This is a genomic window from Streptomyces boninensis (genome assembly GCF_048572725.1).
In the GTDB taxonomy this organism is placed as follows: Bacteria; Actinomycetota; Actinomycetes; order Streptomycetales; family Streptomycetaceae; genus Streptomyces; species Streptomyces boninensis.
Genome location: NZ_CP183837.1, coordinates 314,871 through 339,362, shown reverse-complemented (window position 1 = coordinate 339,362; position 24,492 = coordinate 314,871). Strand labels below are relative to the sequence as shown.

Here is a 24,492-nt window from a genome sequence, read left to right as displayed (position 1 = left end):
GTCAGGGGGTGCCGTACAGGCTGCGCACGCGGGATTTGAGGAGCTTGCCGGAGGCGGTGCGCGGCAGGTCGGTCGCGTACACCACGGACTTGGGGATCTTGTACTTGGCGAGGCGGCCGGAGAGTGAGGCGAGCAGCTCCTCCGGGTCAGGTGCGGCGCCCTCGCGCGCGACGATCACCGCGCGGCCGACCTCGCCCCACGTCTCGTCGGGTACGCCGATGACGGCACACTCCGCGATGTCGGGGTGCGCGAGCAGGGCGTTCTCCACCTCTGCGGGATAGACGTTCTCGCCGCCCGAGATGATCACGTCCTTGAGGCGGTCGACGATGGTGACATAGCCGTCGTCGTCCACCCGAGCGGCATCGCCCGAGCGGAACCAGCCGTCGGTGAAGGCCCGCGCGCTCTCCTCGGGCAACCCCCAGTACCCGGGCATGACATGCGGCCCACGCACCAGCACCTCGCCCGCCTCGCCGACGTCCACCGGCGTGAGGTCGGGGCGTACGACACGGACATCGCTGAAGAAGTGCGGCACGCCCGCCGAGCCGGCCTTGGACGTCGCGTGCTCGGCGTCGAGGAAGAGGGTGCCGGGGGAGGCCTCGGTCATCCCGTATCCCTGGAGGAAGGTCAGGCCGCGCTGCTGATACGCGTCAATCAGCGGCGTCGGTACGGGCGAGCCGCCGCAGGTGAGGATGCGCAGCGAGGAGAGGTCGGCGGCGGCCCACCGCGGATGCCGGGCGACCTGGTCGAACATCGCGGGCACGCCGAACATGAACGTCACCCGGTGCCGCTCGATCAGCTCCAGAGTGCCGTCCGGATCGAAGGCCCCCACGATGAGGCAGGTGCCGCCCTTCAGCAGCACGGGCAGCGCCAGCATGTTGAGCCCTGCGGTGTGGAAGAGCGGCGCGGACACCAGGGCGATCTCGTCCGCGAGGAGGTCGTGGTCGATCAGGACGTTGACGGCGTTCCAGGTGAGGTTGCCGTGGGTGAGCATGGCGCCCTTCGGGCGGCCGGTGGTGCCCGAGGTGTACATGATGATCGCGGTGTCGTCGAGGGCGACCGGCTCGTCGATGGGCTGGTCCGGGGCGGCGGCGAGGAGATCCTCGTAGGGGCGGCCGTCGGTGACGATGCGTACGACGCCGGCTCCAGCCTCCGCCGCCAGCGGCTCGTACGACTCCGCGTGGAGCAGCACCCCGGCACCCGAGTCGCCCAGCTGATACGCGATCTCGGGCGCGGCCAGCCGGAAGTTCAGCGGTACGAAGACCGCCCCCAGCAGCCCGGCGGCGAACAGGGTCTCCAGAAAGGCGGGATGGTTGGGCCCCAGGTACGCGACCCGGTCCCCGCGCCGGATGCCCGCCGCGCGCAAGCCGTGGGCGAGGCGGGTGGTGCGCTCGTGCAGCGCGGCGTAGGTGGTCGGGGTGTCGTTGTGGAGCAGGGCGGTGCGGTGGGGGGTCTTGCGGGCCCGGCGGGCCGGCCAGGAACCCAGTCCTTCGTTGCGCATCTGTGCGCCCCTTACGGCTCGTTGGGGATTACGAGCGGGTGAGCCCGAGCAGCCGGGCGGCGTTGTCCTTGAGGATCGCGGGTCGGACCTCGTCCTTGATGGGCAGCTCGGCGAAGTCGGCGAGCCAGCGGTCGGGGGTGAGGACGGGGTAGTCGGAGCCGAAGAGGACCTTGTCCTTCAGCAGCGAGTTGGCGTACTTGACCAGCTGCGGCGGGAAGTACTTCGGCGACCAGCCGGACAGGTCGATATGGACGCCGGGCTTGTGGGTGGCCACGGCCAGCGCCTCGTCCTGCCAGGGGAAGGACGGGTGCGCCAGGATGACCTTCAGGTGGGGGAAGTCGGCCGCCACGTCGTCCACGTACAACGGGTTCGAGTACTTGAGCCGGATGCCGCCCCCGCCGGGGACGCCCGCGCCGATGCCGGTCTGGCCGGTGTGGAAGAGGGCGATGGTGCCGGTCTCCTCGATCACCTCGTACAGGTCGTACGCGAGGCGGTCATTGGGGAAGAAGGCCTGGATGCTGGGATGGAACTTGAAGCCGCGCACCCCGTACTCCTCGACCAGCCGGCGCGCCTGCCGCACTCCCGCGCGGCCGCGGTGCGGGTCGATGCTCGCGAACGGGATCAGCACATCAGGATTGGCCGCGGCCGCCTCGGCGACCTCCTCATTCGGTACGGGCTCGGTGCCCGTCGCGGACTCGGCGTCGACGGTGAAGACCACCGCCGCCATGTTGCGCTCGCGGTAGTACGCGGCCGTCTCCTCCAGGGTTGGCTTTCGGTTGCCCTCGACCTTGAAGTACGCGCTGGAGGCGGCGTGCAGGCTTTCGTCGAGCGAGGCGTGTCCTTTGGACGACACCTCGGCATGGGCGTGGACGTCGATCGCGGCCAGCGCTGCTACGTCCATGGCGCCCGTCACGGCCCCGGCACCTTCGGCGCGGGTATCCCGACCGACTGCGGCTCCCGGCCGACCGACGTATGCCAGGCGTCGGCGATGGACTGCGGGGTCCAGCCGTCCTCGGCGTACGCGACCGCGGTCTCCTGCGGATGCGACCACAACGCGAGCTTGTCGCCGCCGATGCCGATGCACTGGCCGGTGATGTCGCGGGCCGCGTCCGAGGCGAGGAAGGGGATGAGTGCGGCGCAGTCCTCCGGGGTGCCGAAGCCCTCGCCCTTGCGCAGGAAGGCCGGCAGCGGATCGCCGCGGCGCAGCGCCTCGATGTACGGGGCGAACGCCGGGATCGTCTCGGTCATGGCGGTCGCGGCGACCGGGACGATGGCGTTGACCGTGATGTCCGCGCGGGCCAGCTCCATGGACCAGGTCCTGGTCATGGCGGCGATACCGGCTTTAGCGGCGGCGTAGTTGGTCTGGCCGAAGTTGCCGCGCTGGCCCGCGGGCGAGCCGACGAGCACGAGGGTGCCGCCGTCGCCCTGCTCGCGCATCCGCACCGCGGCGGCGCGGGCGCAGGTGAACGTACCCCGGAGGTGGGCGGTGACGACGGCGTCGAAGTCGTCGTCCGTCATTTTCCACAGCACCTTGTCGCGCAGGATGCCGGCGTTCGTGACCATCACGTCGAGCCGCCCGAACTCCGCCACCGCCCGGTCGACCAGCCGCGCCGCGGCCTCCGCCGTGCCCACGGCCACGGTCTCGGCGACGGCGCTCCCGCCCGCTTCGCGCAGCGACTTCGCGGCTTCCTCGGCGACGGCGGCATCGAGGTCGTTGACGACGACGGACGCCCCGGCGGCGGCGAGCGCGGCGGCGTACGCGCGGCCGAGGCCGCGGCCGCTGCCGGTCACGACCGCGACCTTGCCGGTGAGTTGGGTGGTGGCTTCAGGCACGTGGGTGTCCCTTCGTGGCGTTGGCAGGAAGCAAGCTAGGAACAATAGTTGTTGACGTCAATAGTTGTTGTAACCCATGATTTGCGTCATGAGCGACCAAGACCCGCCCTGGATGCGCGGCTTGCACGCGGACACCGGTTATCTGCTGTACCGGCTCGGGCTGCGCTCCGGCCGGCTCTTCAACGCCACGCTCGAGGAGTCCGGGCTGCGGCTGCGGCACTACGCGCTGCTGCGCTTCCTGGCCGCCGAGGACGGCGCCCTGCAGCGGGAGCTGAGCGAGCGCCTCGGCTACGACCCGAGCGCCATCGTCAGCCTCGTCGACGACCTGGAGCGGCTCGGCCTCGCCGTCCGTACAGCCTCGCCCACCGACCGCCGCAGCCGCATCGTCGCCCTCACCGACAAGGGCCGGGACACGCTGCGCGACACCGACAAGGGCAGCCACCGGGTCACCGACGAACTGCTCGCCCCGCTGCACCCCGACGAGCGGGCCACCCTCCAGGCGCTGCTGCTGCGCATCGCGGAACCCGGACAGGACTGACGGGCGGCGGCGCCGATGCCGGAGTCCGCGGGAGGGCGGAAGAGTCGGGCAGCCGGTCCGCCGCGCCGCCGATCCGCGGCGGACCGGCTGCTCGCCGTCCTCGACGCCTTCGACCACGACAACCCGGCTCTGTCCCTCACGGGCATCGCGCGCCGCGCCGCCCTCACCCCGGCCACCGCACACCGACTGACCGGAGTCCTGTGCGCCTGGGGCGCCCTCGAACGCGACGCTCAAGGCAGCTTCCACATCGGCCTGCGCGTCTGGGAGCTCGCGGCGCTGGCGCCCCGCGGTCATGCGTTGCGTGATGCCGCGCTGCCGTTCCTCGAGGACCTCTACGAGGCCACCCACGAGAACGTGCATCTCGCCGTCCGCGACCGCCTGGACGTCGTCTACATCGAGCGGATCTCCGGCCGCACCGCGGTCGGCGTCCGCAGCCGGGTCGGCGCCCGCTGGCCGCTGCACGCGACGGGCGTCGGCCTCGTGCTTCTGGCCCACAGCTCCGCGGCCGTCCAGGAGCAGGCCTGCTCCCGGCCGCTGGAGACCTTCACCCCCCACACCTTGTCCGACCCGGTCCGGCTGCGCCGCGTCCTGGCCGAGGTCCGGCGCACCGGCTGTGCCGTGAGCGACCGGCAGATCACCGAGGACGCCCTGTCGGTGGCCGCGCCCGTCCGCGGCCCGCGCGGCGACGTCGTCGCGGCCGTGTCGCTCGTCGTACCCGCCGCCGGAGCCCAGCCGCCCGCGCTCATCCCCGCCGTGCGGCTGGCCGGGCGCGGCATCTCGCGCGCGCTCGGGTGGCAGCCGGGCGCCGGTTAGCCTCAGCGGTCCGCCTCCCGGCCGCCGCCGACCAGCTCACTCGGCCGGTACGGGACGTACGCGGCACCGTCCAGGCCGAGTTCGAGAGCGGCGCGCTGCAGAGCGCCCGGCCGAGCCCTGCCGTCCCAGCGGCCGGCGTCGATCCGGTACGCGATGGCGTGCACAGCGGCCACGTACTCGGCGGTGGTGAAGGTGCAGTGGCCGGGTCGCGCGACGTACGCCTGCCGCAGCAGCCCGCCGTCCCCGGCGGCCCGCACCCGGTCGGCGAAGATGTTCTCCTGCTGCACCGGGACGAGGTTGTCGGCGACGGTGTGTACGTTGAGGAGAGGCACCTCGAGCCCTTGCCCGGCGGACGAGGAGCGCTCCGCGGCGCGTACCGCCGCCGGGTCCGCGGCGATGCCGGCGTCGCGGGTGAGGGCGGCGAGGTCGGCGTGCAGGTCGAGGCCTGCGGCGCGGTAGAGGGCGCGGACCTGCGGGGCGTGTTCGGAGTCGGCTAGCAGGCGGGCGTAGTTGACGCCCTTGTTCCCGGAGTTGTTGCCGCCGACGGACTGCTCGATCTGGTGGCGGCCGTTCTCGATGAAGCTCAGCAGCCCCTCGGCCAGCCAGGCGTACTGCTGCTCCTGCCGCGCCGCGGCGTCGTGCCGCGGGGGCGGCGCCGCGCCCGAGTGCCAGGCGGGCAGGTTCAGATAGGCGGCGGCGAGCGCGATACGGGCCCGGCCCTGAGGTGTGGCCTGGGCGGCCTTGACCGCGGTGGTGAGCCGGTCGGCGGTGGCCGCGGCCTCGGCGGGGCTCGCGAAGTCCACCATCCGCACGTCCTCGCCGGGGAGCAGCAGCCTCGCGAGGGTGTATTCGGCGTCCAGCTGGTAGTTCTCCAGATCGTTGGCGCCGGCGACCAGACCGCAGAACCCCAGCGCGCCGTCCACCCGGCCATCGGCGTCCCGGGCGAGCTGCGCGTTGACGAGGCCGCCCATGGACATGCCGGTGGAGATGGTGCGCTCCGGCCGGGCGACAGCGCCGCTGAAGGCCTCGATGGTGGCGAACTGGTCGCGTGCCGCGCTGTTCAGCGCCCACCAGGAACCGTTGGGGTCGTACGAGGACCCCGCCAGCGCGTAGCCCTCGGCCAGGAGCCGGTCGCGGACGGCGGCGTTCGGGGCGTTCTGGGCGACGGTGGGGCCGAAGCCGTGGGCGAACAGCAGCAGGGTGCCATTCCAGTCGGCGGGCACGTCGGCGATCCAGGTGGCGCCGTCGGCGAGCGTGCCGGTGAGGTGCCGCGGCGGGGCGGCGGGGGCCGCTTGTGCGGCGGCAGGGGCCGTGGTGGCGAGGAGCGCCGCGACGGCCAGAGCGGTGATCGTACGGGCGAGTCGGGCAGGCATGACGCCGGAATGTAGGGCGGAATTCCGACGGCGGTCAACTATCCGCACAACATTATGGGCAAGTCTTCCATCACGCGGAAGTCCCGTTGCCCGCCGGCGAGTTCCGTCCCGACGCTGGTCGCGTCGCACAGCACGCCCCAGCGAGAGGAGCGCCATGCCCGGCTTCGCGAGGAATCAGTGGTACGTCGCCGCCTACGGATCCGAGGTGGGCCGGGAGTTGCTCGCCCGTACGGTCCTCGGCGAGCCGATCGCCTTCTACCGGACCGACGACGACGCGGGCGAGGTCGTCGCCCTCGCCGACCGCTGCGTGCACCGCCGCTTCCCGCTGTCGGAGGGGCGGCTGGACGGTGACGCGGTGGTGTGCGGCTACCACGGCTTCACGTACAACCGGACCGGCGCCTGCGTCTTCGTGCCCGGGCAGCGGCGGATCCCGCGGACGGCGCGGGTGGCGTCGTATCCCGTGGTGGAGCAGGACTCCTTCGTCTGGGTCTGGATCGGCGACCCCGCGCTCGCCGACCCGCGGGCCGTCCCGCGGGCACGGCACCTGGCCGACCCGGGGTGGGTCTCGGTGTGCGGCATGGAGCCGATCGACTGCGACTACGGGCTGCTGGTCGACAATCTGCTGGACCTCTCGCACGAGACGTATCTGCACGGCGGCTACATCGGCACCCCCGAGGTCGCCGAGACCCCGATCACGACCGAGGTCGATGAGGACGCGAGTGTCGTACGGGTCTCGCGGCACATGGACGACGCGGCCTGCCCGCCGTTCTACGCCCGCTCCACCGGCATCGAGGGCCGCATCACCCGCTGGCAGGACATCGAATACCACGCGCCCTGCCTCTACCTGCTGCACAGCCGCGTCGCCCCCATCGGCGTCGTGCCGAACCCGGACGGCACCGACCCCGACGCCTTCCACACCGAGATCACCTACGCCATCACCCCCTCCACCCCGGGGAAGGTCTACGACTTCTGGGCCGTCTCCCGTGACTTCGCCCAGGACGACGCGGAGGTCACCGCCTTCCTGCGGGACTTCAACCACACCGTCGTCATGCAGGACGTCGACGCGCTCAACATCCTGCAGCGGGCCCTCGACGCCGAGTCCGGCGTCTACCAGGAGCTGAGCATCAACATCGACAGCGGCGGCCTCGCGGCCCGGCGGATCCTCACGCGGCTGGCCGAGGAGGGCGAGAAGGCGACGGCCTCGTGCGTCGGGCAGCCCGTATGACCGAGCTCGACCTGGTCGTCACCGACCGGCGCCGGGTGGCCGATTGGGTGCTGGCCCTGACCCTCCAGCATCCCGCGGGCCGGGAGTTGCCGCCCTGGGAGCCCGGGGCGCATGTGGAGCTGCTGCTGCGGGACGGGCTCGTACGGCAGTACTCGCTCTGCTCCCGCCCCGCGGACCGCGGCAGCTGGCGGATCGCGGTGTTGCGCGAGGAGGCGGGGCGGGGCGGATCCGCCTACGTGCACGACCACCTGCCCGCGGGCGCGCGGGTACGGGTGCGCGGGCCGCGCAACAGCTTCGCGCTGCGCCCGGCCGCGCGCTACCTGTTCATCGCGGGTGGCGTCGGGATCACCCCGATCCTGCCGATGGCCGCCGCCGCGGAGGAGGCAGGCGCCGACTGGTCGCTGCTGTACGGCGGCAGGTCGCGCGCGGCCATGGCCTTCCTCGACGAGCTGGCGGCCTATGTCGACCGGGTCCGCGTCGTCCCGCAGGACGAGTCGGGCCTGCTCGACCTCGCGCCTTACGCCCGGGCGCCACAGCCCGGCACGCTCGTCTACTGCTGCGGGCCCGGGCCGCTGCTGGACGCGGTGGAGGCCCGCTGCGCCTCCTGGCCTCAAGGAACGCTGAACGTAGAGCGGTTCCAGCCGCACACCCCCTCCCGTACCGAAGCGGACAATGCCTTCGAACTCGTCCTGGCCCGCTCCGGCCGCACCCTCACCGTCCCCGCCGACGCCTCCGTACTGGAGACCGTGCGGGCGGCCGGAGTCGAGGTGCTCTTCTCCTGCGCCGAGGGCACCTGCGGCACCTGCGAGACCGACGTGCTCGACGGCACGCCCGACCACCGCGACTCGCTGCTCACTGAGGAGGAGCAGCGGGCCGGGGAGTCGATGATGATCTGCGTTTCGCGCTGCCGCGGAGACCGTCTGGTGCTCGATCTTTGATCATTGAACGGCGCCGCTCCCACCAGTCCTTCGCACTCGGCACCAGGCCCCGCGGCAGGAACAGCACCACCAGGATGAGCAGCACCCCGTACACCGCGTACGACAGCACCGCGGGCGCGCTGGCGGGCATGCCCTCGGCGGTACCCAGCTCGTTCAGCTCCTGCAGCAGCAGCGTGATCGCGGCCGCGCCCACCAGCGCACCCCAGATCGTGCCCAGACCACCGATCACCGCCATCACCACGAACTCGAAGGACAGCAGCACGGGGAAGGAGCCAGGCGCCACATACCCCGTATAGAAGGCATAGATCCCACCCGCCAGCCCGGCGAAGCCGGCCGAGAGGCTGAAGACCGTCAGCTTGTACGCCACCACCGGCACCCCCGCCGACTCGGCCGCCACCTCGCTGGTCGCCAGCGCCCGCAGGCCGCGCCCTGGGCGGGAGGCGATCACATTGCGGGCGATCAGCACGACCAGCGCCAGGGCGGCGAGGGCGAGATAGGCGTACGAGGTGGTGCTGGCGAACTCGTACCCCGCCACCTCCAGCCGCGGCACGCCCTGCAGGCCGATGTCGCCGCCCGTCCACTCCTGCTGGCCCACCACATTGAGCAGGATCAGCTGCATGGCGAGCGTGGCGAACGCCAGCTGATGGCCGCGCAGCCGCAGCAGCGGCACCCCGATCAGGACGGCGGTGCCGGCCGCCACCAGGGGCGCGGCGGCCAGGCCGAGCCAGGTCGGGTTGCCGTGGGTCGAGAGCAGCGCGGCCGTGTAGGCGCCGATGAGGTAGAAGGCCGCATGGCCGAGGGAGATCTGCCCGGCGTAACCCATCAGCATGGAAAGGCCGGTGACCACGATGCCCGACAGCAGCACCGTGACGTAGACGGGGATGTCGGAGCCGGACAGCACCTGGGGAAGCAGGAGGGCGAGCGCGGCTGCCGCCAGGACGGTCCACGTACGAAGGGACGGTCGTGCGGTCATCGGGCTGCCTCCTCGTGCAGAGCCGTGTGCTGGGAGGCCCGCCAGACCATGACCGCGAGCATCAGGGTTAGGGCCACGACGCTCTGGTAGGAGGCGTTGTAGTAGCCGGCGACCATCGACTCCGCGACGCCCAGGGCCAGTCCGCCGGCCAGCGCGGGGCCGAGCTTGACCAGGCCGCCGAGGATCGCGGCCGCGAAGCCGTTCGTGATCAGCAGGACATCGCTGTGGTACGACACGGACTGCAGCGGCGTGACCAGCACCCCTGCCACGCCGCCGAGCATGCCGCCGAGGGTGAAGGCGACGAGGCCCATGCGGGTGACGTCGATGCCGACGGCGCGGGCGGCGTACGGATTGGAGGCGCAGGCGCCCAGCGCCTTGCCCAGGTTCGTACGGGTGAAGAACAGGCCGAGGCCCGCGAAAGCCAGCGCCGCCGCGCCGATCACCAGGAAGTACTGCTTCTGCAGATACGCGCCGCCGAGATGCACCGCCCCGCCGAGCCCGGCGAAGGAGTGCGGGTCCTCGCCCCAGATCATGATCTCGGCCGCGTACGCCAGGAAGCCGATGCCGAGCGTGATGATCAGCGCGGACTGCGGGCTGGTGCCGCGGCGGCCGATGGCGACGATGCCGACCAGCAGCCCGGCCGCGCCCGCGATGAGCACGGCCGCGACCTCGGCGACGCCGTGCGGCAGGCCCGCCGACAGCAGCGATCCGGCGGTCAGGCCCGCGAGGACGGCGAAGGTGCCCTGGGCGAAGTTCACCACCCGCGTCACCCGGTGGATCGTCACCAGGCCGCTGCCGAGCAGCGCGAAGCCGCAGCCGACGGCGAGTCCGGCGATGAGGTACTGCAGGAAGTCGCTCACTCCTCGCCCTCCTCTGCCGCCGCGCCGCCGAGATAGGCGGCGGCGACCTCGGCGCTGTCCGCCAGCTCTGCCGAGGTGCCTTCGATACGGATCCGGCCCGCCTCCAGCACATAGGCGCGGGTGCACAGGTCCAGGGCCAGCCGGGCGTTCTGCTCGATCAGGAGCACGGCCAGGCCGCGGGTGGCGTTGAGGTCGCGGAGGTGGTCGGCGAGCGCCGCGGTGATCAAGGGGGCGAGGCCGAGGGAGAGTTCGTCGACGACGAGGACGTCCGGGTCGGCCATCAGCGCCCGGCCGAAGGCGACCATCTGCTGCTGGCCTCCGGACAGGGTGCCCGCCTTGCGGCGGCGGATCTCCGCGAGGTCGGGCAGCACCTCGTACACCCGGGAGGTGTCGCGCGCGGCCGAGCCGCGGGAGCGTAACGGCCAGGCGCCGAGCCGCAGGTTGTCCTCGACGTCGAGGTCGGGGAACATCTGGCGGCCCTCGGGCACCAGGGCAGGCCGCCCCTGCACCTTTATGCCGCCCGCCGCCGGCCTGACCAGCCCCATGATTGCGTTGACCAGGGAGGACTTCCCAGCGCCGTTGGGTCCGACCAGGGCGACCGCCTCCCCGTCGGCGACGGTCAGGCTGACCCGGTCCACGGCGGTCGCGGTGCCGTAGCGGACGACGAGGTCATCGACCGCGATCATGCGGCGGTCTCCTGTCCGAGGTACGCCGCCAGCACCGACTCGTCTCCGCGGATCTCCTCCGGGGTGCCCTCCGCGATCTGCTGCCCAAGGTCGAGGACGGTGACGCGATCCGCCAGCCGGGCCACGAAGGCGACGTCGTGCTCGATCAGCATCATCGTCAGCCCCTCCGCGCGCAGGCCTTCGATCAGCTGGGCGAGGGCCTCGCGTTCACCGGCGCGCAGCCCCGACGCCGGTTCGTCGAGCAGCAGCAGCCGGGGGCGGGCGCACAGGGCGCGGGCGACCTGGAGTGCGCGCTGCTGCCCGAGCGGGAGCACGTCCGCCGAGCGGTGCGCCCAGTCCTTCAGGCCGACGCGGTCGAGCGCGGCCAGGGCGTCGGCGGTGATGGCGGCCTCCTCGCGGTGGTGGCGGGGGAGTCGCAGCGCGGCGGAGGGGAAGCCGTGGCGGGTGCGGGCGTGCGCGCCGACCATCACGTTCTCCAGGGCGGTCATCCCGTGGAACAGCCGGGCGCCCTGGAAGACGATCGCGATGCCCAGGCGGGCGCGCGAGTGCGCGGACAGCCGGTCGATGCGGCGCGGCTGCCCGCCGGTGGCGTAGTGCACGGTGCCGTGGTCGGCCGTGAGATGGCCGCTGATCAGGTTGAACAGGGTGGACTTGCCGGCGCCGTTGGGCCCGATCACCGCGCGCGTCTCGCCCTCCGCGACGGCCAGATTCACCTCCCGTACGGCATACACGCCGCCGAAATGCCGGCTCAGGTCCGCGACGCGCAGCATCGCCGCGGCCGTCATCCGGCGTCCTGCACTGCCTTGGCCAGCTGCTCGCGGCCCCACTTGGTGGGGACCAGCTTGCCGTCCTTGACCTGGTTCATGGAGATGTTGACGACGTCCAGGCCCGAGTGGTCGTCGGCGCTGTACTTGTAGCGGCCCGTCGGGGTGACGAGATCCATCGACTCCAGAGCGTCGCGCACCTTCGCCTTGTCGGTGCCGCCCGCCTTCTTGAACGCCTCGGCGATCAGCTGCGCGCCCGCGTAGCCGTCCATGGCGAACTGGGGCGGCTCGTAGCCGTACTTCTTCTTGAAGGGGTCGGCCATCTTGTCGATGACCTTCTTGAGCTTGCTGTCCGGCAGCTCGTCGCCGACCACCCCGACGGCGCTCTGTACGTACACGTCCTCGGCCGCGTCGCCGACCGGCTTCAGCCACAGCTTGCTCGCCTGGGAGGCGGTCATCACGAGCGGCATATCGAGGCCCGCCGTGGCGTACTGCTTCGCGATCGTCACCCCGGGCGCGCCGCTCGCCCACACCGCGAGCGCCTGCGCCTTGGAGCCGCGGGCGTGGGTGAAGACGGAGCTGAAGTCGGAGGCGTTGGTCTCGTAGCGCTCGGTCTTGACCAGCTTGACGCCGTACTTGGGCGCCAGCTTCGCCATTGCGCCGTAACCGGCCTTCGCATACGCGGACTTGGTGTCGTACGCGACCGCGATGCTGGTGATCTTCTCCGCCTTGAAGTAGCGCAGCATCGACTCCGCGTACTTCGAGGAGGTCGCCGGCACGACGAAGGTGTGCCGCTGGATCGGGGCCACCTGCTCGTCGGCGGGGGCGAGCGAGATGTACGGGATCTTCTCGCGCTCGGCGAGGGGCTCCACCGCCAGCGCGGAGTTGGAGAAGGTCGAACCGATGATCGCGTCGACGCCCTGCTCCTTGAGCTTGTTGAAGTGGACGACGGCCTGGTCGGGGGCGGTCTTGTCGTCGAGGGTGGTCAGCTTGATCTTGCGGCCGCCGATCCCGCCGGCCTTGTTGATCTGGTCCACCGCCAGCTCGACGGTCTTGGCGGCCTCGGTGCCGAGCGGGGCGTAGTTGCCGGAGAGGGATTCGATGAAGCCGACCTGGATCGGGCCCTTGCCGTCGGAGCCGGCCTCGCCCCCGCAGGCCGTGACGGCCAGCGCGACGACGGCGACCAGGGGCAGGAATCTGCGCATGTGAACCTCCCGAGGGTGCCGCGGAAAGCAGCCGGGTGGGATGGAATGCAGTGCGAAGATAGGCGCAGGCTTGACGGCCGTCAACAATGTGCCCAATATCAATGGGCCGCGGCCGAGCGGCCTGCCGGGCAGGCCCGCCGAGCGGTGTTATTACGCTGACCGCATGGGAGCAGAACCAGTGAACGCTGCAGTGGAAGACGGCCCGCTGGCCGGCCGGGCGGGCTCCGCGGGGCTGCGCCCGCAGACGGTCATGCTCACCTTTCTCGGCAATTACGTCCTCGGCCGGGACGTCGCCGTCTTCTCCGGCAGCTTCATCGACGTCTTCGCCCGCCTCGGCGTGAGCGAGCACGCGCTGCGCTCCACCCTCACCCGCATGGCAGGCCGCGGCCTGCTCGCCCGGCACCGCCGCGGCCGCCGCATGTACTTCGGCCTCACCGAACGCTCCGCGGAAATCCTGCGGGACGGGGAGGCGCGGGTCTGGGGCCGCGGCCCGGTCAACACCGACTGGGACGGCACCTGGACCGTCCTCGCCTTCTCGCTCCCCGAGTCCTGGCAGCGGCAGCGGCACGACCTGCGCGCCCGGCTCGTCTGGGCCGGCTTCGGCGCGCTGGGCAACGGCATGTGGATCGCGCCGTCAGGCGTAGACGTGGACCCGGTGGTCGACGCCCCGGAGCTGGAGGGCCGGGTCAAGGTCTTCACGGGCATCGCCCAACCGCCCACGGACGTCGGCCAGATGGTGCGGGACGCCTTCGACCTCGACGGGCTCGTGGCCGGCTACAGCGACTTCCTGCTGCGCTGGGACCTGCCGGATCCCGCCCCCGACGCGCCCGACGACCTGGCCCGCTATCTGCGGCTGCTCACCGAATGGCTGCAGCTGGTCCGCGTGGACCCGCGGCTGCCCGTACAACACCTGCCCGCGGACTGGCCCGCGTCCCGCGCCGAGGACGTGGTCCACGAGCTGCGCGGCCGGTACGAGGGCCCGGCGCGGGAGATCGTGGATCGTACGTGCGAGATCGTCGAGCTGTGAGCGGTCAGTCGCAGAGCGCTCAGTCGCAGGTGATCTCGTCGCGTGGGATGTAGTGGGTCTTGAAGCTCTCCCGGTCGACCTCCGCGCCGTCATTGCGGAAGATCCGGTCCACCTTGACGTTGAAGCCTTCCAGGGGCGTCTGCGGCTCGCAGTCGTCGGGGTCGCCCTTGCGGGTGCCGGGCTCCTTGATCTTCGTACGCGGGCCCTTCACCGACTCGATCGCGTCGTACTTCTTCGTGCCGAGGAAGGAGATCGTGATGGACTTCTCGGTGGCGGCGGCCTGGATGTAGATGGCGTTGTCCGAGTTGTTCTTGAACCTCAGGTCGATGGTGCCCCAGGCCACCGTCGCCTCCCGGCCCTCCGGGTAGCGCTCGATGTAGAACGCGTGCGCGTGGTGCTCGACCGGGTCCACCCCGGCGAAGAAGATGGCGTTGTAGACGGTGGTGGCCACGGCGGAGACGCCGCCGCCCGTTCCCTTGGCGTACTTGCCGTCGTAGATCATGACGCCCTCTACGAAGCCGTTGGCCTTCGTGCGCTCGCCGACCGTGCGATTGAAGCTCCAGGTGTCGCCGGGCAGGACGACGGAGCGGTTGATCAATTCGGCGGCGCGGCCGACGTTCTTCGTGCGGTACGGGGCGGCCGGGAAGTTCACCGTGAAGGTGGACATCTGCTCGGTGATGCCGAGCTGGGCGACGTTGTCGCGGGTGAGGGTGGGCTGTGCGGGCTCCGTGGCGACGGGGCCGGTGCGGTCGGCGCCCTCCTCGGCGAGCAGGGGCAGCACCGCGTCTTCGAGGGTTGCCGCGGTCACCTCCTGCCCGGCGGTGCCGTCCGCGGCGACCGCGACCCGGCCGTCCACGGCGCGGAGGGCGGCGTTGCGCGCGGGGTTCGTGATGCGCTGCAGGGGGCGGTGCACCGAGGGGTCGTTCAGCAGGCCCTCGGCGTCGAGCTCGGGGGTCTGGTCGTCGCTGTCGTCGTCCTCGTCCACGGTCACGTACTTGCCGAGGACGGCTGGGCTGATCTTGACCTCGCCCTTGTCGGTGGTGAGCGTCACCGGCTCCGATATCTCCTCGGCCTTCGGTGCGTCCATTGGAGTGACTTCCCCGCCTGCGGCCGGCACCCCGGCGCCGTACAGCACGGCGAAGCTGAGGCCCAAGGCGGCCGCCGCGAGGGAAGCCCTGCGTATTCGGCGCTGCACTGTTTCTCCCTCCGGACGGACGCGGATACGTCGATGGTGGCCCGGCGGGTCGTGCCCCGCCTCTTCAGCCCGCGCCCGCGACGGCGGCCCACGCCGTCGATATCGATTTCATCGCCGCCCGCGCCGGACCTGGCAATGAGTGGTGCCCGCCGTCAGGCGCGGCGTACGGTCCGGGGGTGGACACTGCGACCTTGCCGCCTCGCGTGCTGGTGATCGGTTTCGACCCGTACCGGATTCCCGGGCCCTGGGATCCCGGGCCGCTGGTACAGGAGATCGAGAGGGGGATCGCGCGTTTCGCTGAGCATGGTGTCGGCGTGGAGACCTGCCTGTTCGGCCTCGATGGGGACGACGACGTGGACGAGGTGGTCCGGGCTGCGTTGGCCGCTCGGGCCTGGGAGTGTGTCGTGGTCGGTGGCGGGGTGCGGACGGCCGAGGATCAGCTCGAGCTGTTCGAGCGGGTGATCAATCTGATTCGGCGGCATGCGCCCGGCGCGGCGATCGCGTTCAACAGCACCGCCGGGGGCACCTACGAGGCGGCCGCCCGCTGGATTTCGACCTGAGCGAGAGTCTTGCGAACAACTTCGTTCATCACTCATCCTAGGCGTGAAATCGATTCCACCAACGGCGCCAACGGGAGGTCCGGATGAGCGAGGAACGACTCAGCCGCAGACGCGTGCTGAAGACAGCGGGCGGTGTCACCGCCGCGATGGCTCTCGGCGGCGTTGGCGTCGTCGCTGCGGCGGGGCCGGCCGCAGCGGCGCCGGGGAACGGCTACGGGTTAAGCATCGTGGAGCGCAATGAGAGCGACCCGCGCCTGTGGTACTACCGGTTCGCGACCGACGCCGTCGGCTGGAACCCCGGCGTCAACGTCCTGCTCCCCGACGGCTATCACGGGAGCGGCAGCAGGTACCCCGTCCTCTATCTCTTCCACGGCGGCGGTACGGGCTCGGACTTCACCGAGTTCGACCGGCTGGGCATCCGCGAGCTGACCGCCGGCAAGCCGGTCATCGTCGTGATGCCCGACGGCGGGCACGCCGGCTGGTACTCCAACCCGGTCGGCTCCAACACCGGCCCCCGCAACTGGGAGACCTTCCACATCGCCCAGCTGCTCCCGTGGATCGACGCCAGCTTCCGGACGTACGCCGAATACGACGGCCGCGCCGTCGGCGGCTTCTCCATGGGCGGCTTCGGCGCGCTGAAGTACGCCGCCAAGTACTACGGCCACTTCGCCTCGGTGAGCTCCCACTCCGGACCCGCCAGCCTGCGCCGCGACGCCGGGCTCGTCGTGCACTGGGCCAACGTCACCTCCGCGGCCCTGGACCTCGGCGGCGGCACCGTCTACGGCGCGCCGCTGTGGGACGAGGCGCGGGTGAGCGCGGACAACCCCGTCGAGCGGCTCGACAGCTACCGGAACAAGCGGGTCTTCCTGGTCGCCGGCACCAGCCCCGACCCGGTGAACTGGTTCGACACGGCCAACGAGACCCAGGTGCTGGCGGGCCAGCGCGAGTTCCGGGGCCGGCTCGGCGAGGCCGGGATCCCGCACGAGTGGCATGAGGAGCCGGGCGGGCACATGTTCCGGCCCGCCATGTTCACCCGCGACCTCGACGGCATCCTCGACCGGCTGCGAAAGCACTAGCGGCGCGCGCGCCCCCGGCGGCGCGGGCCGTCGGGGGTCAGCCGTAGCGCGATGATCGTCGTGGCCAGCATCTGGTAGTGGCCGACGAGCAGCAGGAACTCGATCGCCTCCGCCTCGCCCAGGTAGTCGCGCAGCTCGTCCCAGGTCGCATCGTCGAGGTCCTGGCGGTCGTTGAGCTCGTCGACCGCGGTCAGCATGGCGCGCTCCCGCGGCGACCAGCCGGCGGCCTTGGGGCCCTCGACGATGCGCTCCAGGTCGGCGGGGCGGACGCCCGCGCGGCGGCCGAGGCGGCGGTGGTGCTCGAACTCGTAGGCGCAGTCCCGTAGATGCGCCACCCGCAGGATCATCAGCTCGCTCTCGCGCCGGGGGAGGGTGCCGCGTGGCATCAGCCGCGCCGCGAAGCGCAGCCAGCCGCGGAAGAGCTTGCGGTGCCGGCCCAGGGTGAGGAAGAGCGCGGGCGGGCGGGTGCCGGCGACGAGGCCTGCGCCGTGGCTGAAGACCCAGGTGCGCAGGCCGACTTCGCGGCGGTCGCCGGGGCGGATGCGGGGGGCGGTCATCGGGTGCCCGCCTGGGTCGGACCGGAGGCGGGAGGACCGGAGGCGGCCGGTTCGGAGGCGGCCGGTTCGGACGGCTGCTTCAGTACGCGCTCCGCCGCGTCGTTCATCACCCGCATCGCCAGCGCGTAAAGCGGCGGCACCACCCGTTCCAGCGCGTATGCGGCCCGTACCCGACCGGAGGTGTGGACGAGATAGGTGTTCCGCCGGATGCCCTTCAGGATTGCCACGGCCACCTCATCCGGGGTCGAGGCCCGTTTACGGAACATCTCCTGGAAGTCGCGGAAGGCGGGCTGGGTCTGGTCCACGCCGACGATCTCCACCGTGTCGGTGAGCGGCGTGTTCACCGCGCCGGGGCAGACCAGGCTGACGCCGATCCCGTGCCGGCGCAGGTCGAAGCGGAGCACCTCCGATACGCCGCGCAGCCCGAACTTCGCCGCGCTGTACGCCGCGTGCCATGGCAGGCCGATCAGGGCGGCGGCCGAGGAGACGTTGACGAGGTGTCCGCCGCGCCCGGCCACGATCATCGGGGGCACGAAGGCCTCGATGACGTGGATGGGGCCCATGAGGTTGACCTCGACCATGGCGCGCCAGTGCCGGTGCTCCAGGTTTTCCACCGTGCCCCAGGTGGAGATGCCGGCCACGTTCATGACCACGTCCATCGCCCCGGACTCGGCGTGGATGTCCGTCGCCAGTTTGAGTACGGCCTCGTAGTCGCTGATGTCGGCGGGGTCGGCGCGGCGGACCTTGCCGCCGCGGGCGCGTATCGCCTCGGCGGTCGTGTCGAGTCCGGCCGCGTTGATGTCGGTGAGGAACAGTTCGGCGCCCTCGGCCGCGGCGCGCAGGGCCACCGCGCGCCCGATGCCGCTCGCCGCGCCGGTGATGAACACCCGCTGTCCGCGCAGGTCCTTGCGTGCTGGTCGTCGCATGGCGGGCACGCTAGCACCGGTGAACACATGTGTACATGAAGGCTCGTCAGGTGAGACTCGGAAGGCCCTACGCGCAGGTGTGGGTGTCTTTCACGTACACCTGCGTTCCCCGTGTACGAGAGTGTTCGTCAATGCTAGGGTGCGCCGCACGCGAGAAACGGGAGGCACAAGTGAGCGAAGGACGCACCGACTTCAGGAGATCGGCCGCGGTCGCGGTGCCGGCACTGCTGGCCGTGACCGCGATGGGCGTGATGATGGCGGAGGGCGCGATGGCCGCGACCTTCGCGGTCTCGGGCACCAACTTCAAGGTCAGCTCGGGAAAGCTGTCCAGCGACGGGCTCGCCTCGTACGTCGACGTGGACCGCTCCGCGGACGGCAAGGGGCATCCCGTCTCGCTGCTGGCCATGAACAACGTGAAGCTGTCCACCATCTGCCAGTCCACCAAGGTCAAGACCCCGGTCGGGACCGTGGTGTTCCGGCTCCAGGCGGGCGGCGACGCGGGCCCGGTCACCGCCGACAAGCTCGTCATCGACGCCGACGACCTCACCGGCGACTCGCAGTTCGGCAGCGCGCAGATCGGCCGCGACGCCGCCTCGCTCAACAACGTCCCCGGCGTGAAAGGCAAGTCGGGCGGCTTCGGCCTGCAGGTCGACGACGTCAACGTCAAGGGCGTACGGAGCCGCGCCTGGACCGCGATGGGCGGCAACTTCAAGCTCAAGGGGATGCGGATCAACCTCGGGCTGGACGGCAAGGAATGCTACTGACGGCGAAGCGCGCCGAGTGGGGCGCCCGGCTCGACGCCCGGCTGCCGCAACCCGAGCTGCGGGCGGCGGTGCGCGGCTGGCGGCGGCGCCGCCCGTTCTGGGGCGGGCTGCTGCTGATCGCGGCGGGGCTTGAGCTGCTGATCGTGCCGCTGTCGCCGCTGGGGGTGCTGATCTCGCTGGGGATCGGGGGGATCGCGGCGGTGGCGATCGGGCTGGCGCTGATCCTCGCGGGCGGCTTCCTGTGGGCGGCGCCGCATGCGCGGACGTATGTGAGCCTCAATGCGCTGCTGCTGTCGGTGCTGTCGTTCGCGGCTACGAACCTGGGTGGGTTCGTGGTGGGGACGCTGCTGGGGGTGGCGGGGAGCGCGCTGGGGTTCGGGTGGAAGCCGGGGGATGCCGAGGGGGAGTCGACGGCCGCGGAGGAGGAGCGACCGCGGCGGAGGGGCCGTAAGCTCCTCGGCCTGCTGCTCCCGGCCGCGCTGCTGGCCGCCGTCGGCGATCCCACCGGGTCCGAGGCGTACGCGGCGACCGGTGCAGCGGCCGCTGAGCCCGCCGCCGGGGCCGGTCGCGTGGCGCTGGCGCCCGCCGCGATCACCACCGACCGCTTCTCGACCGAGGGGTTCGCCTTCGCGGGGACCGAGGAGGTGCAGACCGCCAAGGGGCCGATGAAGGTGATCGTGCTGCGGATGAAGGCGGCGACGCTCACCGACTATCGGCTGGGCACCCGGGACTCGGGCGGCGCCCACCAGGAGCTGACCGCCGACAAGATCGAGATGCGCGGGCATGTGACGCTGTACATGCGGCGCTTCGCGGGCTGCATCCAGGGAAGCCCGCTGTGCCTGAGCTTCTCGCCCGAGACCTTGCCGGCGCCGCCGGTCGTCCCGCCCTTCGTCTATATGACGAAGGTGCGGGCCGAGCAGGCGCTGATCACCACGGACTCCATCAAGGTGGACAAGCTCGGCATTACGACGCGGGCGACTCCGGCGGTGGATCTGGACTACGGGGGTACAAAGCCCGCGGACGAGCAGCGCGCCGGGGACGGCGAGCGGGGGCAAGACAAGGATGAGCGGGGCAAAGGCAAGGATGAGGGCGGGGACCCGCCACGCCTGCCCGGCGGACGCGAGGAGCGGCCCCCGGACAAGCAGCCGGGCGACCTCAAGCTCACCGGCCTGAAGCGCGCCCCCACGGACGTCCCCTGGTGCGAAAAGGTCACCCTCACCGCCCGCAACACCGGCGGCCGCACCGTCTTTGACCCGGACATCACCTTCACCTCGCACATCGTCGGCGCGATCGGCGTCGACTGGGTCACCGAGACATCGCACCGCGACCTGCCCGCGCTGAAGGCGGGCGGCGACGTGACGAAGACCTGGCGGGTGTGCGTGGCGGAGAAGCACGCGCCGATGTTCCTGCTCGGGCGGCACCTGGAGCACGAGGCGGCGGTCGACTACCCGGGCAGTTCGGGCGAGCCGGTGCCCGTCCCGTACCCGTGAGTTGACGGCCGGAGGGCTCGTGTACGCGGCTGTTTCCCGACTGTTAGGGTCCGTCCATGTCCAGCGCGCCACTGCCCAGCGGCAGGCACCATCTCACCCGTGAGCAGGTCGTCGCGTCGCAGCGCGGGCGGATGCTGGCCGCCATGGCGGAAGCAATGATGGAGAAGGGGTACGTCGGCACGCCGGTGGCGGAGATCATCCGGCGGGCCGGCGTCTCCCGGGAGACGTTCTACCAGCAGTTCCGCAGCAAGCAGGACTGCTTCATCCAGGCCCTCGACTCCGGCACGGACGTGCTCGCGCGGCTGCTGGAGCTGGCCCGCGACGACCGCGTCGAGCAAGAGGCGGGCGGCGCGGCGCTCGACGCGTCGGCGCAATTCAGACGGCTGCTGCACATCTACCTGCGCACCCTCTCGGACGAGCCGGCCCTCGCCCGCGTCTTCCTCGTAGAGGTGTACGCGGCCGGCCCCGAAGCCATGGAACGCCGCCGCGAGGTCCAGCGCCGCTTCGCCGACGCCATCGCCGAAATCTTCCACGCCCACTCCCCGGACACCCGCTTCGCCTGCGACGCCCTGGTCGCCGCCACCGCCCAACTGGTCACCACCCACCTGGTAACGGGCGACCTCGGCGCCCTCCGCGCGCTGGAGGAACCGCTGGCGGAACTGGCGGACCGGATGCTCGGCTGATCAGCCTGCCCGAGGCCTCAGCCCAGCTCCCAGTCGAGCTCCCACAGGCGGAGGGTGCCGTCGTCGGCGCCGGTCAGCAGGTAGCGGTCGTCGGCGCTCAGGGCCAGGTCGTACGGCTCGTCCGCATGGGCTTCGAGGGTGTGGATGCGGCGGCCGGTGCTCGTATCCCAGATGTGTACGGTGCCGTCCTCCGCGGCGGTGAGGGCGAAGCGGCCGTCGGAGGTCAGGCGGGCGACCGGGATCTCGCCCGAGCGGTCTTCGCCGTCGTCCGACGCGTCGCCCAGGCCGCGGAGGAAGTCGCCGGTGCGGGCGTCCGCGAGCCACGCCGTGTGGCCGCGGTGGTCGCCGGTCAGGAGCACCGTGTCGCCGTCGGCGCTCAGGCAGGCGGAGTCGACCCAGGAGTCCGGGTGGGGGAGGAGCACGCAGGTGCCGTTGACCACGTCCCAGATGCGTACGTCCCCGTCCATGTCGAAGGAGAGGGCACGGCGCATGTCGGTGCTCGCCTCCACCATCTCCACGAGTGTGGTGTGGCCCGCGAGCGTGCGCAGGCACATTCCCGTCTCCAGGTCCCACAGGCGCAGCGCGTGGTCCCCGCAGATGCCGAGCGCGACGCGGCCGTCGTAGGCGAAGGATGCCGGGCCCTGGAGCGCCGTGCCGTAGCCGGAGCGCGGGTCCGCCGCGCGGCCGTCGGCCTTGCGCGTGTCGAGGCGGTACAGCCACGGGCCACCCGTCGTACGCCACACGCCCATGAGATAGCCGCTGCCCGCCGCCAACTGCTCGCCGTCCGCGCTCAGCCAGAGGGACCGGACGCTGTTGACCTTCTGGCGGCGGAGCAGGCTGCCGTCGGCGGTGTCGTACAGCCGGATCGGGCCCTCGCCGCGCTCGCCCGCGACGGCCGCGATCCGCCCGTCGCCGGAGATCGCGAGCGAGGTGCCCTGGAACGCGCCCGGCCAGCTGCGCGCCGGAGTCACCCCGCGCAGCCCGACGCGGCGCGTCCGCGCGCCGAGCTTGCGCCAGGCGGCGAGGACCTGCGGCGCGCGTTCGTGGCCCGGTACGGCGCGGGCCTGCCGGAGCAGGTCGAGTGCGGTGGCGGTGCCGCCGTCCGCAATCGCCTGCTCGGCCGCGGCGACCAACTCGCGCGCCCGGCGGCCGTGGTCGCCGAGTTCGCGCGGCGCGCGCGGGCGGCTGAGCAGCGGTGCGGCGGTGAAGCCGCCGGGGAGATCCCACTCCCACCGCTGCGCCTCGCCGCCGCCGAAGAAGACTCCGGAGCGGCCGTCGGGGCTGATCAGGACGCGGTCGACGCCGTCGCTGTGGCCGGAGAGGGTGCGCAGGCAGCGGCCGGCCGCGGCATCCCACAGCCAGACGGCGGGGTGGTCGTGGCTGCCTGCCAGGGCGATGCTGCCGTCGCCGCTGAGGGCCAGGGCGGTGAGGGAGTTGAGGTTGCCCTCGGGGCCCAGGAGCGTACGGACGTGGCGGCCGGAGTCCACCTCCCACAGCTGGATCGCGTAGCGCAGGCCCTCGGTGGTCGCGATCGCGGCCAGGCGGCCGTCGGCGCTCAGGCACACGCTTGTCACGTACGTCGTGTCCGGCATGGTCCAGAGGAGCTTCTCGCCGTCCAGGTCCCAGACGCGGATGGTGCGGTCGATCGCGCCCGCCGACGTCACCGCCCGGCGGCCGTCGGCGCTGATCTCGATGCGGGTCACCTTGTCCGTGGCCGCCTCCGTGAAGCGGCGCCGCCGGCCCGTGGGGAAATCCCAGGCCGCGAGCCGGCCGTTGAAGACTCCGGCGGCGATCCGCCCGTCAGCGCTCAGGCGCAGCGACCGCCACCGGTCCCGGCTCGAAGCGCCGCGCGGCAGCATGGTGCCCAGATTGCGGCCGGCCGCGAGATCCCAGCAGCACAGCACGCTGTCCTCGTCGACGGACACGGCGAAGCGGCCGTCGGCGCTGACGTCGAAGGCGGCGACCTTGGCGCGGTGGCGGGTGAGGGTGTCGCGGCAGGCTCCGGCCTGCAGGTCCCAGACCAGGAGCGGCTCTTGCTCGCCGCCGGAGAGCGCGAGCGTTGCGTCGGCGCTGGTGCGGAAGGTCGTACGGGAGGAGGCCGGGCGGGCCGCGGCGCCGCCGGCCCAGGGGAGCGGGCGGGACTCGAGGCGGCGGGCTTCGGCGCCGCGGCCGGACGCGAGGGCGTCTCGGACCGGTTCGGCCGCGTCGTCGGCGGGGCGGTCGCGCTCCATCTCTTTGAGCAGGTGGCGGGCGTGGTCGCGGTCGCCGCGCTCGAGGTGGAGTTGGGCGAGCAGGCTGCGAACTTCCCAGTCGGCGGGTTCGGACTGCAGCGAAGCAACCGCCGCCACAGCCTCCGCATCCGTGATCGCCCCACTTCGCCAGCGATGCAGCGCCCGGTTGTACGTCGTCGGCAGATGCCGCGGATCGGCGGCAAGCGCCGCAGCGAACGCCTCCTCCGCCTCCGCCACGCGCCCGAGGTCGAGCAGCGACAGCGCCCGGTTGCCGTACCCGTCAGCGCGCAGGTCCGCCTCGGCCGGCGCAGGACGCGGATAGGCCGCACCGGTGCTCCGGCCGTAGATCTCCACAAGCTCCCGCGCACACTCCGCCAGCGACCCCGGCCGCTCCCGCGGACCGTCGGCGAGGCACCGCGCGAGCAAGTCCGCCAGCTCGTCCGGCATATCCGGTACGCCCTCGGCGTCGGAGGAGCCGCCGTCCTCCCGATACGCGACGAGCGCCGCCCCGGCCGCGGGCCCCGCCATCCAGGTCACTCCGCGCGTGAACATCTCCAGCACGGACACCCCGTAACTGAACACATCGGTCCGCCGCCCCACCCGCTCACCGGCCAACTGCTCAGGCGAGGCGTACGGCACGGTCATGCCTCCACGGGTCACCAGCACACTGCGCCCGGGCCTCGGGTCCGTACCGGCAACGCCGCCACCGCCACCTCCACCTCCACCCGCACCCCTCGCCAGCCCGAAGTCAGTGACCTTCACCGACCCATCGCCATCGATAAGCGCATTCGCAGGCTTCACATCCTGATGCACCAGCCCGCGGCCATGCGCATGCTCCAGCCCCCAGGCCAACTGGACTGCGACATCCAGCATCCGCGCCAGCGCGGCGCCCGAGCCGCCCGCATACAGCCGCCCGTCCGCGATCCACTCCGCGAGGCTGCCGCCGCCGATGTACTCCGCGAACACCCGCGGCACGCCATCCATCACCCGCACGTAATGACAGCCGCACACATGCGGATGCAGCCCGAGCCCCACCCAGTGCTCCGCCTCCGCCACGAAGCGCTCCAGAAACCCCGGCGACGCGAGCAGCTCCTGCCGCGGCGACTTCACCGCCAGGTGGATGCCCCACTCCCGGTGGCGCACCCGGTGGACGACGCCCATGCCGCCCTGCTCGTGCCGGTGCAGCACCTCGTAGCGGCCGGCGATGACATCGCCCACCTGCCAGCTTCCGGCGGCGGCCTGGTGGCCGTACGGCTCGTGCATGGCTCGGTCTTCCC

At 71.9% G+C, this 24,492-nt stretch carries 23 protein-coding genes; 10 read left to right on the top strand and 13 right to left on the bottom strand.

The window, feature by feature from the left end; all coding sequences use genetic code 11:
- Position 1: 1 nt before the first annotated feature.
- From ACNNMR_RS01530 to ACNNMR_RS01520, 3 genes are read right to left on the bottom strand one after another with little or no spacing between them, the layout of a single operon-like run.
- Entirely contained in the window at positions 2–1,498 is a 1,497-nt protein-coding gene (locus tag ACNNMR_RS01530) for an acyl-CoA synthetase (protein ID WP_419992641.1), read from the bottom strand.
- 28 nt (positions 1,499–1,526) lie between these two features.
- Positions 1,527–2,399: an amidohydrolase family protein gene (locus tag ACNNMR_RS01525; protein WP_420000235.1), complete on the bottom strand. Its 873-nt coding sequence runs from the start codon at positions 2,397–2,399 to the stop codon at positions 1,527–1,529.
- Positions 2,400–2,407: 8 nt separating this feature from the next.
- Entirely contained in the window at positions 2,408–3,331 is a 924-nt protein-coding gene (locus ACNNMR_RS01520) for an SDR family NAD(P)-dependent oxidoreductase (protein WP_419992640.1), read from the bottom strand.
- A gap of 88 nt (positions 3,332–3,419) precedes the next feature.
- On the opposite strand from ACNNMR_RS01520, the gene ACNNMR_RS01515 reads away from it, so the two are divergent.
- Positions 3,420–3,869, top strand: coding sequence for a MarR family winged helix-turn-helix transcriptional regulator (locus ACNNMR_RS01515; RefSeq protein ID WP_419992639.1), 450 nt, complete (start codon positions 3,420–3,422; stop codon positions 3,867–3,869).
- A 15-nt stretch (positions 3,870–3,884) separates the two neighbouring features.
- Positions 3,885–4,682, top strand: a complete 798-nt coding sequence (locus ACNNMR_RS01510; protein ID WP_419992638.1) for an IclR family transcriptional regulator — start codon at positions 3,885–3,887, stop codon at positions 4,680–4,682.
- Positions 4,683–4,684: 2 nt separating this feature from the next.
- On the opposite strand, the gene ACNNMR_RS01505 is transcribed toward ACNNMR_RS01510, so the two are convergent.
- Positions 4,685–6,055 carry an alpha/beta hydrolase gene (locus ACNNMR_RS01505; RefSeq protein ID WP_419992637.1) on the bottom strand — a complete coding sequence of 457 codons (1,371 nt, stop codon included), beginning with the start codon at positions 6,053–6,055 and terminating at the stop codon, positions 4,685–4,687.
- Positions 6,056–6,209: 154 nt separating this feature from the next.
- Here ACNNMR_RS01505 and ACNNMR_RS01500 point away from each other — a divergent pair, with 154 nt between their 5' ends.
- Together ACNNMR_RS01500 and ACNNMR_RS01495 are read left to right on the top strand one after the other, a co-directional pair.
- Complete coding sequence (locus ACNNMR_RS01500; protein ID WP_419992636.1) at positions 6,210–7,280, top strand: Rieske 2Fe-2S domain-containing protein; 1,071 nt, start codon at positions 6,210–6,212, stop codon at positions 7,278–7,280.
- Positions 7,277–8,218, top strand: coding sequence for a PDR/VanB family oxidoreductase (locus ACNNMR_RS01495; RefSeq protein ID WP_419992635.1), 942 nt, complete (start codon positions 7,277–7,279; stop codon positions 8,216–8,218). The genes ACNNMR_RS01500 and ACNNMR_RS01495 overlap by 4 nt, the downstream gene beginning before the upstream one ends.
- Here ACNNMR_RS01495 and ACNNMR_RS01490 read toward each other — a convergent pair.
- The 5 genes from ACNNMR_RS01490 to ACNNMR_RS01470 are packed head-to-tail and all read right to left on the bottom strand — an operon-like array spanning position 8,133 to position 12,706.
- The gene (locus ACNNMR_RS01490; RefSeq protein ID WP_419992634.1) at positions 8,133–9,191 is read right to left on the bottom strand and encodes a branched-chain amino acid ABC transporter permease; all 1,059 of its coding nucleotides are present in this window, start codon (positions 9,189–9,191) and stop codon (positions 8,133–8,135) included. The two genes, ACNNMR_RS01495 and ACNNMR_RS01490, sit on opposite strands and share 86 nt — an antisense overlap.
- Entirely contained in the window at positions 9,188–10,051 is an 864-nt protein-coding gene (locus ACNNMR_RS01485; RefSeq protein WP_419992633.1) for a branched-chain amino acid ABC transporter permease, read from the bottom strand. Before ACNNMR_RS01485 ends, ACNNMR_RS01490 begins: the two co-directional genes overlap by 4 nt.
- Entirely contained in the window at positions 10,048–10,737 is a 690-nt protein-coding gene (locus ACNNMR_RS01480; RefSeq protein WP_419992632.1) for an ABC transporter ATP-binding protein, read from the bottom strand. The genes ACNNMR_RS01485 and ACNNMR_RS01480 overlap by 4 nt, the downstream gene beginning before the upstream one ends.
- Complete coding sequence (locus tag ACNNMR_RS01475) at positions 10,734–11,522, bottom strand: ABC transporter ATP-binding protein (RefSeq protein ID WP_419992631.1); 789 nt, start codon at positions 11,520–11,522, stop codon at positions 10,734–10,736. Before ACNNMR_RS01475 ends, ACNNMR_RS01480 begins: the two co-directional genes overlap by 4 nt.
- Positions 11,519–12,706 carry an ABC transporter substrate-binding protein gene (locus ACNNMR_RS01470; RefSeq protein WP_419992630.1) on the bottom strand — a complete coding sequence of 396 codons (1,188 nt, stop codon included), beginning with the start codon at positions 12,704–12,706 and terminating at the stop codon, positions 11,519–11,521. The genes ACNNMR_RS01475 and ACNNMR_RS01470 overlap by 4 nt, the downstream gene beginning before the upstream one ends.
- A gap of 163 nt (positions 12,707–12,869) precedes the next feature.
- On the opposite strand from ACNNMR_RS01470, the gene ACNNMR_RS01465 reads away from it, so the two are divergent.
- Positions 12,870–13,733: a PaaX family transcriptional regulator C-terminal domain-containing protein gene (locus ACNNMR_RS01465; protein WP_419992629.1), complete on the top strand. Its 864-nt coding sequence runs from the start codon at positions 12,870–12,872 to the stop codon at positions 13,731–13,733.
- Positions 13,734–13,752: 19 nt separating this feature from the next.
- Here the strand turns inward: ACNNMR_RS01465 and ACNNMR_RS01460 are convergent, their stop codons facing one another.
- Positions 13,753–14,928 (bottom strand): VanW family protein, encoded by a 1,176-nt coding sequence (locus ACNNMR_RS01460; RefSeq protein WP_419992628.1) that lies wholly within the window; start codon positions 14,926–14,928, stop codon positions 13,753–13,755.
- A 176-nt stretch (positions 14,929–15,104) separates the two neighbouring features.
- On the opposite strand from ACNNMR_RS01460, the gene hmdC reads away from it, so the two are divergent.
- Positions 15,105–15,488: a FeGP cofactor biosynthesis family protein gene (gene hmdC, locus ACNNMR_RS01455; RefSeq protein ID WP_419992627.1), complete on the top strand. Its 384-nt coding sequence runs from the start codon at positions 15,105–15,107 to the stop codon at positions 15,486–15,488.
- Positions 15,489–15,571: 83 nt separating this feature from the next.
- A complete protein-coding gene (locus ACNNMR_RS01450; RefSeq protein WP_419992626.1) occupies positions 15,572–16,564 on the top strand; it encodes an alpha/beta hydrolase in 993 nt (330 codons plus the stop codon).
- On the opposite strand, the gene ACNNMR_RS01445 is transcribed toward ACNNMR_RS01450, so the two are convergent.
- Both ACNNMR_RS01445 and ACNNMR_RS01440 read right to left on the bottom strand, forming a co-directional pair.
- On the bottom strand, positions 16,561–17,121 hold the full coding sequence (locus ACNNMR_RS01445) for a carboxymuconolactone decarboxylase family protein (RefSeq protein ID WP_419992625.1): 561 nt from the start codon (positions 17,119–17,121) through the stop codon (positions 16,561–16,563). The two genes, ACNNMR_RS01450 and ACNNMR_RS01445, sit on opposite strands and share 4 nt — an antisense overlap.
- Positions 17,118–18,047: an SDR family oxidoreductase gene (locus ACNNMR_RS01440; RefSeq protein ID WP_419992624.1), complete on the bottom strand. Its 930-nt coding sequence runs from the start codon at positions 18,045–18,047 to the stop codon at positions 17,118–17,120. The genes ACNNMR_RS01445 and ACNNMR_RS01440 overlap by 4 nt, the downstream gene beginning before the upstream one ends.
- Positions 18,048–18,217: 170 nt before the next feature.
- On the opposite strand from ACNNMR_RS01440, the gene ACNNMR_RS01435 reads away from it, so the two are divergent.
- The 3 genes from ACNNMR_RS01435 to ACNNMR_RS01425 are packed head-to-tail and all read left to right on the top strand — an operon-like array spanning position 18,218 to position 20,984.
- A complete protein-coding gene (locus ACNNMR_RS01435) occupies positions 18,218–18,811 on the top strand; it encodes a DUF6230 family protein (RefSeq protein ID WP_419992623.1) in 594 nt (197 codons plus the stop codon).
- The gene (locus ACNNMR_RS01430) at positions 18,802–20,301 is read left to right on the top strand and encodes a DUF6114 domain-containing protein (RefSeq protein ID WP_419992622.1); all 1,500 of its coding nucleotides are present in this window, start codon (positions 18,802–18,804) and stop codon (positions 20,299–20,301) included. The genes ACNNMR_RS01435 and ACNNMR_RS01430 overlap by 10 nt, the downstream gene beginning before the upstream one ends.
- 56 nt (positions 20,302–20,357) lie before the next feature.
- Positions 20,358–20,984 carry a TetR/AcrR family transcriptional regulator gene (locus tag ACNNMR_RS01425; RefSeq protein WP_419992621.1) on the top strand — a complete coding sequence of 209 codons (627 nt, stop codon included), beginning with the start codon at positions 20,358–20,360 and terminating at the stop codon, positions 20,982–20,984.
- A gap of 17 nt (positions 20,985–21,001) precedes the next feature.
- Here the strand turns inward: ACNNMR_RS01425 and ACNNMR_RS01420 are convergent, their stop codons facing one another.
- A complete protein-coding gene (locus ACNNMR_RS01420) occupies positions 21,002–24,478 on the bottom strand; it encodes a protein kinase domain-containing protein (protein ID WP_419992620.1) in 3,477 nt (1,158 codons plus the stop codon).
- Positions 24,479–24,492 lie beyond the last annotated feature (14 nt).